This is a genomic window from Nonomuraea typhae (genome assembly GCF_009760925.1).
GTDB lineage: Bacteria > Actinomycetota > Actinomycetes > Streptosporangiales > Streptosporangiaceae > Nonomuraea > Nonomuraea typhae.
This window is the reverse complement of record NZ_VRLV01000006.1, coordinates 587043-605906: the sequence shown is the minus strand read 5'-3', so window position 1 is coordinate 605906 and position 18864 is coordinate 587043. Positions and strand designations below refer to the sequence as shown.

Annotated in this window: 18 protein-coding genes; 8 read left to right on the top strand and 10 right to left on the bottom strand. The window is 71.5% G+C overall.

The features are described from left to right. Nucleotides 1–86: 86 nt before the first annotated feature. The 4 genes from FVE25_RS25675 (at nt 87) to FVE25_RS25660 (ending at nt 4036) form a co-directional block, all read left to right on the top strand. Nucleotides 87–692: an isochorismatase family protein gene (locus FVE25_RS25675; RefSeq protein ID WP_157249580.1), complete on the top strand. Its 606-nt coding sequence runs from the start codon at nt 87–89 to the stop codon at nt 690–692. 57 nt (nt 693–749) lie between these two features. Continuing rightward, nucleotides 750–1790 (top strand): hypothetical protein, encoded by a 1041-nt coding sequence (locus FVE25_RS25670; protein WP_157249579.1) that lies wholly within the window; start codon nt 750–752, stop codon nt 1788–1790. A gap of 15 nt (nt 1791–1805) precedes the next feature. Next, nucleotides 1806–2564, top strand: a complete 759-nt coding sequence (locus tag FVE25_RS25665; protein WP_157249578.1) for a GntR family transcriptional regulator — start codon at nt 1806–1808, stop codon at nt 2562–2564. Between the two features lie 200 nt (nt 2565–2764). Continuing rightward, nucleotides 2765–4036, top strand: coding sequence for an ATP-binding protein (locus tag FVE25_RS25660; RefSeq protein WP_246267422.1), 1272 nt, complete (start codon nt 2765–2767; stop codon nt 4034–4036). On the opposite strand, the gene FVE25_RS25655 is transcribed toward FVE25_RS25660, so the two are convergent. Together FVE25_RS25655 and FVE25_RS25650 are read right to left on the bottom strand one after the other, a co-directional pair. Then, nucleotides 3925–5514 carry an alpha-amylase family glycosyl hydrolase gene (locus tag FVE25_RS25655; protein ID WP_157249577.1) on the bottom strand — a complete coding sequence of 530 codons (1590 nt, stop codon included), beginning with the start codon at nt 5512–5514 and terminating at the stop codon, nt 3925–3927. The genes FVE25_RS25660 and FVE25_RS25655 overlap by 112 nt on opposite strands. Then, nucleotides 5511–6167 (bottom strand): RraA family protein, encoded by a 657-nt coding sequence (locus FVE25_RS25650; RefSeq protein ID WP_157249576.1) that lies wholly within the window; start codon nt 6165–6167, stop codon nt 5511–5513. The genes FVE25_RS25655 and FVE25_RS25650 overlap by 4 nt, the downstream gene beginning before the upstream one ends. Before the next feature lie 70 nt (nt 6168–6237). Here FVE25_RS25650 and FVE25_RS25645 point away from each other — a divergent pair, with 70 nt between their 5' ends. From FVE25_RS25645 to FVE25_RS25630, 4 genes are all read left to right on the top strand, one after another. Continuing rightward, nucleotides 6238–6984 carry an IclR family transcriptional regulator gene (locus tag FVE25_RS25645; RefSeq protein WP_157249575.1) on the top strand — a complete coding sequence of 249 codons (747 nt, stop codon included), beginning with the start codon at nt 6238–6240 and terminating at the stop codon, nt 6982–6984. 9 nt (nt 6985–6993) lie between these two features. After that, nucleotides 6994–7752, top strand: coding sequence for an SDR family NAD(P)-dependent oxidoreductase (locus tag FVE25_RS25640; RefSeq protein WP_157249574.1), 759 nt, complete (start codon nt 6994–6996; stop codon nt 7750–7752). A gap of 21 nt (nt 7753–7773) precedes the next feature. Next, nucleotides 7774–9513 (top strand): dihydroxy-acid dehydratase, encoded by a 1740-nt coding sequence (locus FVE25_RS25635; RefSeq protein ID WP_157249573.1) that lies wholly within the window; start codon nt 7774–7776, stop codon nt 9511–9513. Between the two features lie 145 nt (nt 9514–9658). Next, entirely contained in the window at nt 9659–9976 is a 318-nt protein-coding gene (locus tag FVE25_RS25630) for a hypothetical protein (RefSeq protein ID WP_157249572.1), read from the top strand. A gap of 503 nt (nt 9977–10479) precedes the next feature. On the opposite strand, the gene FVE25_RS25625 is transcribed toward FVE25_RS25630, so the two are convergent. The 8 genes from FVE25_RS25625 to FVE25_RS25590 all read right to left on the bottom strand — a co-directional run bounded on the left by FVE25_RS25625 (nt 10480) and on the right by FVE25_RS25590 (nt 18828). Next, nucleotides 10480–11025, bottom strand: coding sequence for a dihydrofolate reductase family protein (locus FVE25_RS25625; protein ID WP_157249571.1), 546 nt, complete (start codon nt 11023–11025; stop codon nt 10480–10482). 114 nt (nt 11026–11139) lie between these two features. Continuing rightward, complete coding sequence (locus FVE25_RS25620) at nt 11140–13962, bottom strand: CDP-glycerol glycerophosphotransferase family protein (protein WP_246267420.1); 2823 nt, start codon at nt 13960–13962, stop codon at nt 11140–11142. Nucleotides 13963–14057: 95 nt separating this feature from the next. Then, entirely contained in the window at nt 14058–14375 is a 318-nt protein-coding gene (locus tag FVE25_RS25615; protein WP_157249570.1) for an MGMT family protein, read from the bottom strand. Beyond that, nucleotides 14369–14722, bottom strand: coding sequence for a hypothetical protein (locus FVE25_RS25610; RefSeq protein WP_157249569.1), 354 nt, complete (start codon nt 14720–14722; stop codon nt 14369–14371). Before FVE25_RS25610 ends, FVE25_RS25615 begins: the two co-directional genes overlap by 7 nt. 24 nt (nt 14723–14746) lie before the next feature. Further along, nucleotides 14747–15901, bottom strand: coding sequence for a S8 family serine peptidase (locus FVE25_RS25605; RefSeq protein WP_157249568.1), 1155 nt, complete (start codon nt 15899–15901; stop codon nt 14747–14749). Continuing rightward, nucleotides 15895–16797: a hypothetical protein gene (locus FVE25_RS25600; RefSeq protein WP_246267418.1), complete on the bottom strand. Its 903-nt coding sequence runs from the start codon at nt 16795–16797 to the stop codon at nt 15895–15897. Before FVE25_RS25600 ends, FVE25_RS25605 begins: the two co-directional genes overlap by 7 nt. A 97-nt stretch (nt 16798–16894) precedes the next feature. Beyond that, nucleotides 16895–18115, bottom strand: a complete 1221-nt coding sequence (locus FVE25_RS25595; protein WP_157249567.1) for a S8 family serine peptidase — start codon at nt 18113–18115, stop codon at nt 16895–16897. Next, nucleotides 18109–18828 carry a hypothetical protein gene (locus tag FVE25_RS25590; protein WP_246267416.1) on the bottom strand — a complete coding sequence of 240 codons (720 nt, stop codon included), beginning with the start codon at nt 18826–18828 and terminating at the stop codon, nt 18109–18111. The genes FVE25_RS25595 and FVE25_RS25590 overlap by 7 nt, the downstream gene beginning before the upstream one ends. Nucleotides 18829–18864: the final 36 nt, after the last annotated feature.

Sequence of the window (18864 nt, the reverse complement as noted above, 5' to 3'; positions counted from 1 at the left end):
TTGGCCTTCGAGGCGTTCGCCCGGCTATTAAAACGTTTCGCTCGGCCTTTGAAGCGTTCAAAGGCCCTTCTGATTGGAGCCCTTCCATGACCGTGTCCACGAGCCTGCGTGAGCTGTCCGGCCTCGGCAACGAGCTGCCCCGGCTGGCCGATGCCACGCTCATCATGATCGACTTCCAGAACACCTACCGGCGCGGCGTCATGGCCCTGGACGGTGCAGAACCGGCCCTGGTGGCCGGTGCTCGCCTGCTGGCCGCCGCCCGGGCCGCGGGCAGCCGGGTCGTGCACGTCGTCAACGACGGCGGCGAGGGCACCCCGTACGACATCCGCGCCGAGATCGGGGCCATCAGCGCGGAGGTCGCCCCAGCCGGCGGCGAGCCGGTCGTGGTCAAGCGGTTCCCGAACGCCTTCCACGAGACCGGCCTGGAGAAGACGCTGCGGGACCTGGGCGCGGGCAGGGAGCTGGTGCTGGCCGGGTTCATGACCCACATGTGCGTCACCTTCACCGCGCAAGGGGCCTTCAACCTCGGCTACCGGCCCACGGTGGTCGCCGAGGCCACGGCCACCCGGTCTCTGGCCGCCCCGGACGGCTCCGCCGTACCCTCTGCGGTCCTGCAGACGGCGGCGCTGACCACGATCGGCGACCTCTTCGGCCCTGTCGTCCCGAGTGTGGGCGATCTGATTCCGGTATAGACCAGATAGCCTCCCTCCGGCAGAATCGGCGAGGTCCGTAAATGCTCGGGAGGCTTGATGCGCACGGTTTCTTCCCTCGTGGCGGCGGTCCTGACCTTCGTCCTCACCAGCGGCGTCACCCCATCCGGCCCGGCAGCCGCCGCCACCAGCGCGGCCCTGCCGGGCGGCAAGGCCACCTACGTCGTCTCGCAAGGCCACCTGAAGGCCGAGTCCCGGGAGAACTGGGTACGGCTCGGCAGCTACCGCTTCTCCCCCGACGGCACGGTGACCTCGGCCATGTACCTGTGGTGGCAGCGCAACCCCGAGGCCCGCCAGCCCACCGGCACCACGCCCGACGCGGGCTGCTCCACCAAGGCGGGCGGCTCGGCGTCCCGGGCGCGCACCTGCCGGGTCCTCACCGCCGGCGGCTTCACCGGGGCGCCCGACGAGAACCGCACCGGCACCTACACCGTGTCGGGAAATGTCGTGAGCATCCGCTGGAAGATCGCCCAGACGTGGACCGAACAGTGGTCCGTCCGCCCCTCGTCCGACGGGAAGCTGGCCCGCCTGGACTTCAAGCAGAGCACGCTGGCCACCCACGGGTACGGCTACGGCAGCAACGCCTCCTTCGCCACCCGCCGGGCGATGAGCTCGGTGCGGGCGTTCCCCGGCACGCTCCGGCAGGACCTGACGAGCTGGGCGGGCGGCAGGATCGTCAACTCCGCCGGCCAGCGGTTCGGCCACTCCGCCTTCCGCACCTGCACGACGACCACCTGGTGCCTGACCTATCTGCAGCCGTCGGCCAAGGGCGCCTGCCAGAAGTCCGGCGGCTGCCCCAACTACGGCGGCGGCACGAAGGCGAACGTCAGCTCCATCCAGTACTACCTCACCAAGATCTCCAGCTCCGACCGCCGCGACACGTTGTGGCACTGGTGCACCTGCCTGGCGATGGAGCGCAAGCAGTTCTGCTACACCGGCAACTCCCACGTCAAACCGCTCATGCAGATCATCGATGACAGCGGCGCCTTCCGCGGCTGGGTCGGCGCGGAAGCCTCCTTCTCGACCGGCGCCAGGGGCGCTGACATGATCGCGGTGTTCCGCATCAGCGACGTCCGCTGACCATAGATTGGGGCCATGGCGCGCACCCCTCACGACAGCTTCCACGATCTCGCGCTGCCCGCGTCGCTCGAACCGGACCGCAACAAGGGCGAGCAGATCAGGGAGATCCTGGAGCTCATGGTGCGCGCCCTGCCGCCCGGCACCCTGCTCCCCTCGGAGCGCTCGCTGGCCGAGCGTTACGGGGTGGCCAGGGGTACGGCCCGGCAGAAGATCGACGAGCTGGTCATGCTCGGCCTGATCCGCCGCTCGAGCGGCGCCGGCACGTACGTCGCCGAGCCGAAGCTGCAACAGGGCACCACCATGGCCTCCTTCAGCGAGGAGATGCGGGCCCGGGGCCTGACCCCGTCGGCCCGCATCCTCTCCGCCCGCACCCGCAAAGCCGGTGCCGCCCTGGCCGACCGCCTCGGCCTGCAGCCGGGCGAGCGCGTCCTGGAACTCCGCCGCCTCCGCTGCGCCGACGGAACCCCGATCGCGATCGAGCACACGTACCTGTCCGCGCGCCGCTTCCCCTCCCTCGCCCGGGTCCTCCGCGATGACATGTCCCTGTACGCCACGCTGAGGGAACGCTGGAATGTGCGCGTCGAGCGCGCCGTCCACCGGGTCTCCGCCATCGCCCTCGGCGAGGACGAGGCCGCCCTGCTGGATGCGGTGCCCGGCCTGCCGTCCTTCCTGGTGGATCGCCAGGCGTGGGACCGTTCCGGCGGCGTGGTCGAGTGGGGCCGCTCGACATACCGGGGCGACTTCTACGACGTCGTCTTCGAGGTGGGCACCTAGCCGGCGGAGCACAGCGCACGATCGAGGAGGGCGGCCGAGCTCTTGTACTGCCTGGCCCGGCCCACACCCCGCCATCCGGGGCAACTGTCCCGGCAGAACGCTCACACACTATCCGGCAGAACGCTCACACACTATCCGGCAGAACGCTCACACATCTGGCCTGACCTGCGGTAAGTTTCGTCACTGTGACAGGTCCATCCTTGTTCCCTCGCCGCGCCCAGACGATGGTGCTCGACGCGCTCTCGGACACGCGGGTCGTCGTGGTGAACGGCGCTCGGCAGGTTGGAAAGAGCACGCTGGCGAGCTTGATCGCCGACGAAACGGACAACGCCCGGCGACTCTATCTGGACGATCCCGCCGTTCTGTCCGCAGCCGAAGAAGATCCCGTGGCCTTCGTCCACCACGACGGGCTTCTCCTGATCGATGAGATCCAGCGCGCTCCTCGGCTACTCCTGCCGATCAAGCACGAGGTCGACCGGGACCCACGCGCGGGTCGCTACCTCCTCACCGGCTCCGCCCGCCTCCTCGGCCTGCGCGATCTCCCCGACGCCCTGCCCGGACGGACGGAGACGATCGAGTTGTGGCCACTGTCTCAAGGGGAGATCGACGGCAGTCCAGACGGGTTCGTGGACTATGTCTTCTCCCGCGGCGTCGACGTCACCATGCCTCCCTGCCCGCTACGCAAGCACGACTACGTGGACAAAGCCCTGCGGGGCGGCTATCCAGAAGCGGTCCGGCGAGACCCCGGACGCCGCCGGAGCAGGTTCTTCGACTCCTACATCACCGACCTGATAAGCAGGGACGTGCGCCAGATCTCCGACATCGAACGGCCGGCGGAGATGCGCAGGCTCCTCAGCGTCATCGCCGCCCGGATGGGCGGGCTCGCCGTCGTCCAGTCGATCGCGGGCGACGTGGGCCTTCTCAGGATGACGCTCTCCCGCTATCTGGACCTCCTGGAACTGGTCTTCGTCATCAAGCGCATACCGGCCTGGTCGTCGAACCTCACCCGCCGCGCGATCTCCACGCCGAAACTGCTGGTCACGGACAGCGGGCTCGCCGGCCGGCTCATCGGGATGTCACCCGAACGCGCCAGAGACGTCACCGCCCCCGTCGGCCCGTTGCTCGAGAATTTCGCGATCGGCGAGGTGGCACGTCAGCTCACCTGGGCCAACGAGCCGGTCCAGCTCTTCCACTACCGAGATCGCGACAAGGTCGAGGTGGACGTCGTCCTGGAGCATGCCTCCGGGGAGGTGATCGGCATCGAGATCAAGGCCGCGGAAACCGTGCGAAGCGACGACTTCCGCGGCCTGCGCCATTTGGCTGACCGGCTCGGTGCCCGCTTCCGTGCCGGCTTCGTCCTCTACACCGGCGAGCAGGCACTGGCTTTCGGCGAGAAGCTCCGTGCCCTCCCCATGGCCTCGTTGTGGACGCTGCCGGCTGGTCCGCTGAGCAGGGTGACGCGTCCCTCGTGAGGGCGTAGCACGGGGCTTGTTCCCCCATGGGTGGACAGCAGTGGTGTGCCGGGGATCGGGAGGTCCAGGGCGGCGTCGGTGAGGTTGAGCGTGATCAGCACGTCTTCGCCGGCATGGCTGCGCCGGTAGGCGAGCACGCCGTCGGGGGCGGGCGCGGGCTCGTACGACCCGTCTCTCAGTGCGGCGTGTCCGCGGCGCAGCGCGAGCAGGGCGCGGGTGAGGCGGAGGGGCGAGCCGGGGTCGGATGCCTGGGCGGCGACGTTGACGGAGGGGTCGCCCAGCGGCAGCCACGGCCGGGCCCCGGGCGGGCTGAATCCGGCGTTGGGCGCCGAGGTCCAGGGCATCGGAGTGCGGGCCGGGTCGCGTCCCTCCCAGGGGTCGCGGGCCTGGTGCGGGGGGATCGGCACGTCGGTCATGCCGAGTTCGTCGCCGTAGTAGAGCACCGGTGTGCCGCGCAGGGTGAACAGCAGCATCAGCGCCACGCGCACCTGGCCGGGGCCGAGCCGGGTAGCCATGCGGGAGATGTCGTGGCTGCCCAGCACCCAGTTGGGCCAGGCGTGCCCGGGCAGTGCGCGGTCGTAGGCGGTGACGAGGGTCTGGAGGTCGTGCGCCTGCCAGGGGGTGAACAGCAGCCAGAAGTTGATGGGCAGGTGCAGCATGTCGTCCTGGCCGTAGTAGCCGCTCAGGCGGGGAAGCGGGAGGCGGTATTCCACCTCGCCGATCAGGACGCGCCCTGGATAGGCGTCGGTGACGGCGCGCAGTTCCCTGAGCAGGTCCAGGGTGCCGGGCTGGTTGAGCTGGTGGCGGGCCAGCGCGGGCTCGTAGCGGCCGTGCCGGTCGAGGGGCTCGTCCCGGAAGTGTTCGTCTTTCAGCAGGTAGTCGACCATGTCGATGCGGAAGCCGTCGACGCCTCGATCCAGCCAGAACCGCATCACCCGGTGCATGGCCTGCCGTACCCCCGGGTGGCGCCAGTTGAGGTCGGGCTGCTCGGGCAGGAACGAGTGGAGGTAATACTGGCCGGTCCGCGGGTCGAGGGTCCAGGCCGGCCCGCCGGTGACCGCGCGCCAGTTGTTGGGCGGCCCGTTGTCTGTGGGATCGCGCCAGATGTACCAGTCTCGCTTGGGGTCGTCCGCGGATGCGCGGGACGCGGCGAACCACCGATGGTCGATGGAGGTGTGGTTGGGCACGAAGTCGAGGATCACGCGCAGCCCGCGGCGGTGTGCTTCGGCCAGCAGGCGGTCGACGTCGGCGAGGGTGCCGAACAGCGGGTCCACCTCGGTGTGGTCGGTGATGTCGTAGCCGAAGTCGCGCTGGGGTGAGCGGTAGAAGGGCGAGAGCCAGATCGCCTCGACCCCGAGCCAGGACAGGTAGTCCAGGCGCGCGGTGATGCCCGGCAGGTCGCCCACGCCGTCGCCGTCGCTGTCGGCGAAGGATCGGGGGTAGATGTGGTAGATCGCGCCGTGCTTCCACCAGGTCACAGGACGCCGTGCCGCTGGAAGGCGTCGGCGAGCGAGCCGCTCTCGGCGACCGCGGCGCGGAAGGCGTCCTCGGCCGCGCACTTGCCCGCGACCAGTTCGGCGACGCGGCCGGTGACCTCGGCCGGGATGACCGTGACCCCGTCCAGGTCGCCGACCAGCACGTCGCCCGGCCGGATCCGCACGCCGTCCAGCGTGACGGCCTCGCCGTACGCGATCACGTCGAGTCTGCCCTTGCTGTCGTAGGGCACCGTCCCCCGGCTGAAGATCGGGAAGGGCCCGCCGGCCAGCTTCGCCGCGTCCCGGACCAGGCCGTCGGTCAGGGCTCCGGCGACCCGGCGCGTACGGCAGGCGGTGGTGATCAGCTCTCCCCACACGCCCGCCGCGTCGGACCTTCCGGTGCCGAACACGACGATCTCACCGGCTTGCACGTGCTCCATCGCGCGCAGCAGTCCGTGGTACGGCACGGCCGGCCGCTTCTCGCGGGCAGGCTCGGCACGCAGGCAGAAGGCCCGGCCGAGCAGCGTGTGCGCGGGTGAGAGGGGTACGACGTCCGGGGCCAGGCACTGGTTGGGCAGGTTCAGGTGGTCGAGCGCGTCGGCCGCGAGGGCGCTGGAGACGACCGGGAACAGCTCGTGGAGTGAAGGCTGTGACATGCCGGGAGTGTGCCTGCTTTAATCTCATATATGCAAACAAGGTTGTTGCACTATATGAGACAGAGGTGAGATGTCCAGCTCGCTGGAGCGCGCCCTGGACGCCTTGGAGCTTCTGGCCGAGGGCCAGGAGACGACGCTGGCCGGGCTGGCCAAGCGGCTCGGCGCCTCTCGCGCCACCGTGCACCGGCTGCTCGCGGTGCTGCAGGCGCGCGGTTACGTCCGGCACGTGCCGGAGACGCATGAGTACCGGCTCGGCCCGGCACTGAACGATCTGACGGCGCGCTCGGACTCCGGCTCGCTGGTTTCCCTGGCCGCGCCCGTGCTGGCCGAGTTGTCCGGCCTCACCGGTGAGACGATCAACCTCGCGGTGCTGCGGCGCGGGCGCATCGTGTGGGCGGACACCGTGGACGCCGTGCACGCCATCCGGCTGACCACGACGCTGGGCGAGCGGGTGCCCCCGCACGCCACCGCGATCGGCAAGGCCGTCCTGGCCGCGTTGCCCGAAGCCGAGTGGGGCGCGCTGCTGGGGCGCGAGCCGTACCCGCGGCTGACCCCGTCCAGCTGCACCACGCTGGCGGCGCTGCGCCCGGCTCTGGACGAGGCCCGCGCCTGTGGTTACGCCCTGGACGAAGAGGAGTCCGAGATCGGGGGCATCTGCCTGGCCGCCGCCGTCCTCGGCCGCGCCGGTCGGCCCATCGGCGCGATCTCGGTATCGGCGGTGGCGGCCCGCCTGCCCAGGACGCAGTGGCGGCAGGTGGGCGAAGCCGTACACGAAGCCTGCGCGCGGCTGTCGGCGTGGATCACGACCAACCCATGAGGAGGACCCTTGCGGCTGGCAGGGAAAGTAGCGATCGTCACCGGCGCGGCGGGCGGCATCGGAGCCGCGACCGCGGCCAGGTTCGCCGCTGAAGGCGCCTCGGTGGCCTGCGTGGACCGGCGGGCCGAGGCGGTGGCGGAACTCGCGCGGCGGATCGGCGCCAACGCGTTCGGCATCGCCGCGGACGTGGCCTCGCCCGACGGCAACGCGCGCATGGTCGAACAGACCGTCCGCAGGTTCGGCGGGCTCGACATCCTGCACGCCAACGCGGCGGTGCAGATCATGGGCCGGATCGAGGACACCGGCCCCGAGCAGTGGGACCAGTTGCACGCGGTCAACCTCCGCGGCGTCTACCTCGGCGTACAGGCCGCGCTGCCGGCGCTGCGGGAAAGGGGCGGCGGCTCGATCGTCATCACCGCGTCCCTGCTCGGCATCGTCGGCGACCCGGACCTGCCCGCCTACGGCGCGATGAAAGGCGGGCTGCGGTCCATGACCCGGGCGCTGGCCACCGCCCACGGGCCTGAGGGCATCCGCGTCAACACCATCTGCCCCGGCGACGTGGAGACGGAGCTGCTCGACGACTTCTTCGCCTTCCAGCCCGACCCCGGCGCCGCCCGCGCACGGCTGACCGAGCGCTACCCGCTCCGCCGCTTCGCCGCGCCCGAGGACGTGGCCGCCGCGGCGCTCTTCCTCGCCTCCGACGACGCCGCCTACATCACCGGCACCGATCTCGTCGTCGACGGCGGCCTGCTGGCCCGGATCTACTGACTCCCGAAAGGAGCTGACACCGTGTCGCTGCGAAGCGCCGCATGGTTCGCCGGCGAGGACCTGCCAGGGTTTCTGCACCGAGCTTCCCTGCGCGCCACGGGGCTGTCCCAGGCCGCGCTGTCCGGGCGGCCGATCGTCGGCATCGCCAACTCCTGGTCGGAGCTGGTCAGCTGCAACGCCCACTTCCGCGGGCTCGCCGACGCTGTACGGCGTGGCGTGCTCCAAGCAGGCGGCCTGCCGCTGGAGTTCCCGACGATCTCCCTGGGCGAGAACCTCATGAAACCCACCGCCATGCTGTACCGCAACCTGATGGCCATCGACGTCGAGGAAAGCCTGCGCTCCTATCCCTTCGACGCGGTCGTGCTCCTGGGCGGCTGTGACAAGACCATCCCGGCGCAGCTCATGGGCGCGGCCTCGGCCAACGTACCCGCCGTGATGGTGCCCGGCGGCCCCGCCGTACCCGCGATCTTCCAGGGACGGCGGCTCGGCGTCGGCACCGACCTCTGGCGCTACACCGACCGGCTGCGCGCCGGGCAGATGAGCGAGGCGGAGTTCGCCGAGCTGGAGCAAGCGGCCATGCCCGGAGCCGGGCACTGCACCGAGATGGGTACCGCGTCCACCATGGCCACGCTCGCGGAGGCCCTCGGCCTCGCGCTGCCCGGCTCGGCGGCCATCCCCGCCGGGGACGCGCGGCGCTACGCCGCGGCGGAGAGCGCGGGCGCCCAGGCGGTGTCCCTGGCACGCTCCGGACCGCGCCCCCGCCAGATCATCACGCGCGCCGCCCTGCTCAACGCGGCCACCGTGCTGGCCGCGATCGGCGGCTCGACCAACGCGATCGTGCACCTGCTCGCGCTGGCCAGGCGCAGCGGGGCGCCGTTCTCTCTCGACGACCTCGACGCCGCCGCGGCGCGCACGCCAAGGCTGGTCAACGTACGGCCGGCGGGCGAGCACCTGTTCGAGGACTTCTTCCATGCCGGTGGCGTCCCGGCCCTGCTCCGCGAGCTGGAGCCGCTGCTGAACACCGACACTCTCACCGTGACGGGCCGCCCCCTGAAGGAGCGGCTTCACGGACCCGTCTCACCCGACCGCCGCGTGATCGGCACGCTCGGCGAACCGTTCGGCGGCCCCGGCGGCCTGGCGGTGCTGCGCGGCAACCTGGCGCCTGACGGCGCGGTCATCAAGGCGTCGGCCGCCTCCGGCCGGCTGCTCCGCCACCGCGGGCCCGCCATCGTGTTCGACGGAGTCGCCGACCTGGCCGCACGCATCGACGACCCGGCGCTGCCGGTGACCGCCGATTCGGTCCTCGTCCTGCGCAGCGCGGGTCCCGTCGGGGGCCCTGGCATGCCGGAATGGGGGCAGCTTCCGATTCCCGCGAAGCTGCTGCGCGAGGGCGTCACCGACATGGTGCGCGTCTCCGACGCCCGGATGAGCGGGACCGCTTATGGGACCGTCGTCCTCCATGTCGCCCCCGAGTCCGCCGTGGGTGGCCCGCTGGCGGCCGTCCGCGACGGCGACCTCATCGACCTGGACGTCCCCGGGCGGCGTCTGCGTCTGGATGTGGACGACGCTGAGATCAGCCGCAGGCTCCGCGAGTCTCCGCCGCGGGCTCGCACGGGCGCGTCCGGCTGGGCCCGCCTTTACGGCAGGTACGTGCTGCAGGCCGATCAGGGGTGCGATTTCGCCTTCCACGCGCCGGAAACGGACGCGGACACCACCCCGTTGCCTTCCGGCCTGCTGAGTGGATGGCACGGGGGCTGGTGACCTTGACGTGCTTCGGCGGACGCGTATCTTTCGCTTAGGAAAGTTTCCTAAGAATTCCTGGCCACGCCGCATCCCCGGAATGAGGGCGTGACCTGGGGCGTACGGAACGTGCACCGGACATCCGCCACCAGTACCAGGAGAGAGTATGAGCAGAACCCTGCGCGTCCTCGCCGCGACCTTGCTCGCGGCGGGAGGCTTAGCCGTCGGGTCGGGCCTACCGCGCTCGGCCTCAGCGGCACCGCCTACTGACTGTCAGTTCAGATTCGGGCAGAACTCGTTCTCCGCCCTCTGCTGGGCGACCAGTCCCGCCTACGAGTACCGCACCTGGGTCGACTGCATCACCGGCGTCCGTAGGTACGGCGCCTGGACACGGTCCGACAGCGGGTGGTGGAGCGACGCGCTCTGCGGCCCGCCGTGGATCGACCGCATGAACTACGGCCTGGAGCACCGCCCGCTCATCTGACGCCGGTACGGCGGTGCCGCCTTTCGCGGCGGCACCGCCGGCCGGTTCGCCGTCCAGCGGCATGGCACGCGCCCATTGCAGCATGGGCAGCCGGCTTTCCGATCAGCACCGGTCACAGCGTTACCGGGCGGCTGTGAGCTGGTCGGGCGTGGCGTCGCCGCGGGCCAGAGTGTTGAGGATCTGCCAGTGCCGGCGTCCGAGACCGAAATCGGCCAGGGCCGCGTCGAGCTGCTTCTCCACCCTCCAAGCCGGGCTCCTGCGACGTGAGGCCGACCAGTTCGACGGCCGCCGGTCGTTGCTGGCCCTCACTCCCGAAGGGCGGGACGTACTCTCACGGATTCGAACATTCCGCCGCGAGATCATCGCTGAAGCCACCGCCGGCTGGACCACCGGAGACCGAGCCGTCCTCGCCGGCCTCTTGACCCGCTTCGTCCACGACTTCTCGGCCATCCCACCGCGTTAAGCCGGCCAGCCCTGCCCTAGGTCCAGCCTTCACCATGCGCCTACTTTCGCACGCGGAAGCGGAGCATGGTGACGGCGCCCAACCGGGTAGTGCTGAAAGGTTCCAGGTCGATCCTGCCGAAGCTGCCTGGAGGCGAGAAACGGACACCGTCGCCGAGCAGCAGCGGTAGGACGTACACCAGGATCTCGTCGACGAGGCCGAGCCGCAGGCACTGGGCGGCCACATCGGCGCCGAGGATCTCCAGGTTCTTGCCGCCCGCGGCGCTGCGTGCCGTGGCGACGGCTTCCTCGAGTTCACAGGTGAGGAATGTGACGGCGGGGTCCGGCTCGGCGGGAGGATTGTGGGTGAGGACGAACCGTGCTCCCCCGTCGTAGCTGGTGTCCTGGTCGGCCATACGCTTGCCGACCTCGTACGTACCCCGGCCGATGAGCATGGCACCCGTGGCCGCCATGACCTCCGGGACGGTGTCCGCCGTCATGTGCTCGAAGATCCAGTCCATCGCGTGGTCAGGACCGGCGATGAAGCCGTCCAGCGACATCACCCGGTTCACGACGACCTTGCCAGTGATGGTTCCTGCATCACTCATACGTTTCTCCAAGGATCTTGGAACCGAGGTCGGATCCTAGTTCGGCCCGGCGGGGAGGGCAAGGGCGTGAGGCGCACGCATCCGCGGTGGCACGACGCGTACCAACCTTGCCTGTCAGGAGAAGAGGCGGTCCACGACGCGCACCGTGGCCTTGCCGTCGTCCTTCGGGGCGAACGTGGCGCGGAAGGCCGAGTAGCGGTCCGCGTACGACGCCGATACCGTGTCGATCTCCCGCAGTGCCTCCACCACCTCGGCCGACGTCGACAGCACCGGCCCCGGCGCCTGGGAGTCCAGGTCGATGTACAGGCCCCGCTTCGACGCGTACTTCGCCTGGTCGTAGGCGTACAGGACGATCGGCTTGCCTGTGGCCGAGAAGTCGAACATCGAGGACGAGTAGTCGGTCACGAGCACGTCCGCCACCAGCAGCAAGTCCGTCATATCGGGATAAGTGGTGACGTCATGGGCGATATCCGGTACGGCGGGCATCGCCTGCATCGGGTGGGCCCGGACCAGCAGCTCGTGGTCGGCCCCCAGCGCCTGCCTGGCCTTGGCCAGGTCCAGCTTCACCATCGCGTTCTTGCGATCGTAGTCACGCCACGTCGGAGCGTACAACACCACGCGCTTGCCCTCGGCCAGCCCCAGGCGGGCGCGGATCTCGGCGGCCATGCGGTCGCGGTCCGGCGAGGCCAGGGCGTCGTTGCGGGGCAGGCCGCTCTCCAGGACCTCGCCCTTGTAGCCGAACGCCTCCCGCAGCACCGGCGTCGCCCACGGGGACTGCGACAGCAGCAGGTCCCAGCCGCGCACCTCGGCCGCCTGCCGGTGCCACACCGGCGGGCGCGGGTCACGGGTCATGTGCGGCAGGTCGTTGCCGATGTGCTTGGCGGGCGTGCCGTGCCAGGTCTGCAGCACCATCTGGTCCTCGCGGGAGCGGAACCACACGGGCAGGAAGGCGTTGGTGACGATGTGCCGGGAGCGGGCCAGGGCCGCGTGGTGTTCCCGGCTGCCGGCCCGGACCACGGTCGCCGGGCCGGGCGGGACGAAGGCGCCGTCCTTGACGATCCAGATGTGCTCGCGGTCGTCGCCGCGGCGCAGCCGCTCCTCGTAGACGGCACGGACGCTGTCGGCGTACAGGCGGCCGTCGTTGACCACGTAGACCGTGGCGTCGGTCAGCGGTTCCGTGCGCTGCGCGGGGTAGAAGACCCGGCGGAGCACGTGGGTGCCCGCCACGCCCTTCTCGTCGGCCGGCCGTACCTCCTCGACGAGCACCACGGGCACGTCGAAGCGGGTGGAGACCATGCGGTAGGCGTGGCCGCCGATCGTGCGCGGGTCCTCGTCGAGGGCGGCCAGGGCGGCGTGGTCCATGCGGGCCGGGACGATCTCGCCCGCGGGGTGCCGCATCGAGAGGTTCCACATGCCGGAGGACAGCGGCACCTGCTCGCCGAAGCGGTCCATCGCGGCGGGCGTCAGCCGTACCGTGAAGGTGTCTTCGGAGCGCTCCATCGGCGCGGTATAGGTCAGGCCGGAACGGTGGCGCAGCGTGAGCGTGCGCGCGCCCGCCGCGTCCGGGTAGGAGCCGCGCAGGACCAGCGACTCACCCTCCCACACCGCGGAGGTGATCACCGGGCGGATGCGGTGGGCGCTGACGACCACGCGGTCGCGGCGGTCGGCGAGCACGGTGATCTCGCGGTCGCCCACGCTCGCGCGCACCTCGGCGGCGTCGCCCAGCATGACCGAGGCCGCGGGGTCGCCCTTGGGCTCGACCCACAGCCTGCGCCCGTCCTTCTCCTGCAGCAGCGTGGGTACGGCGAGGCCGATCGTCACCAGCGTGCCGGTGGCCTCCGGCGTGAAGTCGGCGGCCATGCGGTGCCCGCCGAGCCGGGCGTGGCCCTTGGTGACGCTGCGGCCGGGCAGCGAGATCTTCAGCTCCAGCCGGTCGCCGTCGACGCTGACGCCGGTGAGCTCGGCGCGGTTGGGCTGCAGGACGACCTGGAGCGCGCGGTCGGAGGTCCAGACCGGGCGCACCCACAGGCCCTGCTTGACCCGCAGCCCGGCGGGGCGTTCGGTACGGCCGGCGGCGGCGCCGCGCAGGAGTCCGGTCGCCCGGGCGCCGCGGCTCCAGAAGACGATCTCGGCCCGCCACGTCGTGGCATCGCGTACGGCCGGCCGGTGCCGCATCCGGCGGCGTACCGCGGAGACCAGCCCCCGCAGCCCGCCACGCCAGCGCAGCGGCCAGGAGCCGAGCTCGGCGGTGAACCCGGACCAGTCGTAGTTGCAGCCCGGCTCGCGCGCGCCGTGGGTGGCCTCGGGCGCGTACACGCGGCGGGTGCGCATGCGCACCGGCGGCAGCCAGCGCGGCCCGCGCAGGACCACGGTGGCGCGGTTGAAGCGGCGGCTGCGCACCGACAGGCCGGCCAGGTAGGCGTGCCCGCGCACCTGCAGCTTGCCGTCACGCCAGACGATGTCGTCGATCTGCGTCACGGGCACGAGGTCGGCCCGGCGCAGCCGGTAGAGGGCGGGCGGCAGCTCGTCGCGATAGGGCAGATCGGCGTACCAGCGCAGGCCCTTGCGGATGCGCTTGGACGGCTCGGCCGCGGCGGCCACGACGGTGGTCAGCGCCTCGCCGTCGACCAGCTCGGCGAGGTCGCGGTGCTCGATCAGGTGGCACAGGAGCCTGCGGGCGACCGGAAGGTCACGCTTGATCTTGGGATCGACGCCGGCCAGGTAGGGGCGCAGGAGCGTGACGAGCTCGCGCCTGCGGGCGGGGCCGCGTTTGACCGCTTGGTCCATCCGGGCGCCCAGCGGGCCGCTGAGGATCTCGGCGGCCAGGTCGGGACCCGCGTCCCGGACCGCCTCCATGATCGCCTCGAGCGGCTCTCCGCGGTCGCAGAGGTCCTGGACAGCCCGCAGCCGCTCCTGGGCTGTGACGCCGGTGGCCATCAGGGAGGCACCGCCTTTCGGACCCGCAGTCACTGTTCAGGCCATCGTAATGGGAATCACATGCCCGGGATCCGCCGCCGGAGGGGTTCGGCAGCTCAGGGGGTTTCCTGAGAATCCGCTGAATCTCCGTGCCAGCGGGCCTTGCGCATGTCGACCCGGTCGCCGCGCAGCGGGGTGCCCTCGTCCCGCCAGTGCCGCAGGCAGCGTTGCTCGTGCTCGGAGTCGGCGGCGGTGCCGTTGGCGTGGACCACCCGCCACCACGGCACGCCGCCGCCCCAGACGGACATGACGCGGCCGACCTGCCGGGGGCCGCCTTCGCCGAGGTACTCGGCGATGTCGCCGTAGGACATCACCATGCCGGGCGGGATGCGCTCGACCAGGTCGAGGACCCGCTCGGCATACGGGTTCACCATGACGCGGGCCCCGCGGCGACGATCTCGTCGAACTTGCCGATCTCCGCGACCGTGCCGCCGCTGATCAGCTCGACGACGCCGTCGGTGAGCGCGTAGACCTCGCCGTCCTCGCCGACGAGCCGGCCGCCGAGCAGCGACGAGAGCCGCACGAGTTGTGCCACGTGCCAGTCGGAGCCGGGCTGGCCGACGATCTGGTCGCGCCACCGGCCCACGACGTGGGTGTCGTCGCCGTGCTTGACGACGATCTCCTCCGCTGCGCTCAGCTCGAATCCGGCCGGCGCGATCGCCCTCGCGAGCTCCGCGAACGCCAGGGGCGATTCACGAACCACGCGTAGCTCGTATCCCATGACGCGCGACCATAGCGGATCTTTTTACGGCTTGCGCTGATTGAGCACGACGATCGCGCCGCAGAACGCGACCAGGCCCAGAAGGACGCCCGCGCCGTACAACCAGAGCCGCCACGGATCCGGTCCGGGCGGGGAGGGCTGCGGTGATTCGGACCCTTCGCCGAAGTGCCGGCCGGAGGGGACGGCGACCTCCCGCTGCTGGCCGGCCAGCCGTTCGGCGGCGTTGAGCGCGGCGAAGGCGTCCGCAGTGCCGAATCCCACTTTGTCGTCGTATCCCGCCGCGGGCCGGCCGCGGGCGCTGAGCGCGATGGCCTGCGCCACCTGCGCGGGCGACATTTCTGGATATCTGGACTTGATGAGGGCGGCCACCCCGGCTACCAGCGCCGTGGCCGAGCTGGTGCCCGACGACAGGGTGTAGGACTTCCTGTCCTTCACCACCGGCACCTCCACCCCCGGCGCGGCCACCAGCACCGAGAGGTTGTCGCTGCTGAACGGCGCCCGCCTGCCCTGCTTGTCCACGGCGCCCACGCCGATCACGCCGGGATAGCCGGCCGGGAAACTCCAGTAGGAGGTCTGGTTGTCCTTGGCGTACGCGCCCTGCCCGTCGTTGCCCACCGCCGCGACCACCACCACGCCCTTGCCCAGCGCGTAGGAGACCGCCTCCCGCTCCGGCTTCTGCGCCCCGTAGGTGCCCAGCGACAGGCTCACCACCTTGGCCCCGTGGTTGGCGGCGTAGCGGATGGCCCGCGCCAGCGGGCTCTCCCTGGCCGGCATCTGTTCCTGCGCGGGCGGCAGGAAGGACGGGCGGTCCTCCTCCTCGGGCAACGGCAGCGACAGGATTCTGGCCGCCGGGGCGACGCCCACCAGCCCGCCGTCCGCGCCGGAGCCGGCGATCAGCGCCGCCATCGCGGTGCCGTGCCTGCCCGCCGGGAGCTTGCGCTCCAGGGCCGGCTCGGTCATGTCGGGGCCGACGGTGACCCTGTCCTTCAGCTCCTTGATCCCCGGGTCCACGGCGCTGTCCACGACCGCGACGGTGATGTTCTCGCCCTTGGTGACGGCCCACGCCTGCTCGACGTTGAGCGCGTCCAGGACCCACTCCTGCTGCGCGCGCACGGGCGGCGCCGCCGTACCCGCGAGTGCGAGCCCGGCGGCGGCCAGCAGGCGCACGGCGGTCAGCACACGTTCCCCTGGGTGCAGGGCGGGACGGTGGGCGGGTCGGCCAGGAAGTAGGCGATCTGGTTGCCGATCGACTTGGCGGCCGGCCAGAGCTCGCTGTGCAGGATCTCCTCCGGAGGCACGGCGGCGCGCGTGCGGCCGTCCACGTAGCCGCCGGTCGAGAAGACGAGGTACGGCCCGGCCCCCACCCAGCCGTTGCGCTGGCGCTGTTCGAGGCCGAAGCGCTCGGTCAGGGTGCCGGGGAAGGCGACGGGCAGCACGCCCACGCGGTCGTCCAGGGCGAGTTCCTCGGTGACCGAGGCGCGGGCCGCCTCGTCCCCGAAGACCGCGACGCCGACGGTGAAGACGAACGAGGCGGTCTGGTCGACGTAGGTGGCGCGGAGCATGGTGACGCAGCCGTACTCGTTGAGCACGCCGGCCACGGCCTGGTCGGCGGCCTTGCCGCACTCGGTCTCGGGGGCGATGCCGACCCGCCTGGCGTACTGGGTGGCCCGCTGCAGGCCGAGGTACTTCACCTCTTCGGGGAAGACGCCGGTCGTCGGCCACGCCTGCCAGCGGCGGGCGATCTCCTCCTGTTTGTAGCGGTTCTGCTCGGCCACGGTCAGCGGGCGGGACCTGGTCTCGGCGAACAGGCCGGCGGTGCCGATGAGCACGATGCCGGCCGCCAGGACGATGATGCCGGCGAGCAGGGCACGGAAGATCCTCCGGTAGCGGACGCCCTGGCGGAGGGTCGCGGCCTCGGCACGCTCCCTGAGCGCGGCCGCCTTGGGGCCGGTCGCGGGCGGCCAGGCGCGCACCCGGGAACGGCGGCTTGCGGCGGCGCCGAGGGGGTTGTCCCGTCGCGGCCCGTCGCCTCCCCCGGCGCGCGGCAGGCCCGAGCTTGACCTACGTGCCCTCACCACCGCCTCGTTTCCGAACCGATTCGCTTTTGTGCCTATTTCGTCCCCAAAGCGGGGGAGATCATGCGTCCCCGCGATGGGGAGTACCCCACCAGAATCACATGTCCCGGCGGATGACGATGCGCCGTCCCCTTCTTACCAGGGCTATCAGGACGGCCAGCGAGAGGAGCGCGGCCACGGCGCCCGCGGCGGAGATGACGGCGTAGACGGTGACCGCGCGCCGGTCGCGCTGGACGATCTGGATCGGCTCACCGGGGCCGCCGGCGAGCGGCTTGGCGGGGTCCTGGGCCTGGCGGCCCTTGGCGGTCTGCGTGTGCCCGGCGAGCCTGGCCGCCTCAGCGAGCGAGCCGGCGGCGTTGACGACGCCGAAGCCGGTGCCGGTGTCGTAGCCGCCCGGGGGCCGCCGGGTGGCGCCGGCGGTCAGCGCCTGGGCGATCAGCGCAGGCGACATATCCGGATATTTGGACTTAATGAGGGCGGCGACGCCCGAGACCAGCGCGGTGGCCTGCGACGTGCCCTTGCCCACCCAGTACTCGTCGCCGGGCCCCGCGCCCAGAATGTCCACGCCAGGCGCGGCCACCAGCACCGACGGGTTCCAGTTGGAGAACGACGCCCGCCGCAGCCCCCGATCGGTGGCCCCCACCGAGACCACGCCGGGGAAGGCGGCCGGATAGGAATAGGGCGCGAACCCGTTGGCGTCCGGCTTGCGCTGGCCGTCGTTGCCCGCCGCCGCGACCAGCACGACCCTCTTGGAGATCGCGTACCGGACGGCCGCGCGCTCCTCCTTGGTCGCCAGCTCCTTGGAGATCGACATGTTGATCACGTCGGCGCCCTGGTCCACCGCGTAGCGGATGCCCTTGGCCACCACGTCCTCATACCGCTCGGAGCTGTTGAAGTCGCGAAACCCCGGCTCCTCGTCCTCCAGGATCACCCGCACCGACAGCAGCTTGGCCTCCGGCGCCACCCCGATCACCCCGCGCCTGCCGCCGGGACCGTGGCCGTGCCCGGCGATGAGCGAGGCCATGTAGGTGCCGTGCAGCTTGCGCGGCGGCACGCCCGCCGGATTGGCCCCCGCCGTGAAGTCCTTCCCGGTCACCACCGACCCGGCCAGATCCCGATGCCCGGGATCGACCCCGGAGTCCAGCACGGCCACGGTCACCCCGGTGCCCTTGCTGACCCGCCAGGCCCGCTGCAGCTCCAGCGTCTTGATCACCTGCTGCTGGCTGCCGCGGATCTCGTCGGCCCGCGCGGGCACCCCAGGCAGGACCAGAAGCCCGGCCACGGCGACGACCCCGCCCCTCCGCAGCCCGCTCAGCATCGCCACTCCCTGGCGCCGCACTCGGGCATCCGCGGCTCGCTCAGATCGGCCAGGATCCGCTCGGACAGCTCCGCGGCGAAGGCGAAGATCGTGGGACGCTGCTCGCCGACCGCCTGCGCGGGGCGTCCGTCCACCTGGCCGGAGGTGGTCAGCACCAGGTACGGCCCGGCCTGCCGTACCGAGCCCGCCTGGCGGACCGCGGCGGTGAAGCGGTCGGTCACCGTTCCCTGGAAGGCGACGGGACGCAGGCCGGGCTCCGGCTTGCCCCCTTGCGGGAAGGCGGCCTTGGCCCGGGCGGCGCGCAGTTCGTCGGGCATGGCCACCACGCCGACGGTCACCACGACGCCCTGGAGAGCGTCCAGGTAGGTGGCGCGCAGCACCGCGCGGCAGCCGTGGACGCGCAGGGCCTTGGCGGCCTTCTTGTCGACGGCCTGCTGGCAGCCGGTCTGCGGGGTGATGCCGATGCGGGTGGCACGTTCCTGGCCGCCCTGCTCGGCGGAGTACGGCAGGGTGGCGGGGAAGATCTTCCCGGCCTGCCAGTTGCGCCAGCGTTCGGCCACCTCGCGTTTGGCGGCGGCGGCCAGCTCGGCGGAGGTCGGCCCGCGTGACAGCTCGGAGCCCGCCGCGCTGACCGCGACTCCGGCGGCCACCGCGCAGACCAAAGTCAGCGCGGAGGCCACCACGAGTGCGGGCCAGGGGCGGACGTTGCTCACGGCACCGACCTTAATGCTGGGAACCGAATGCCAGCC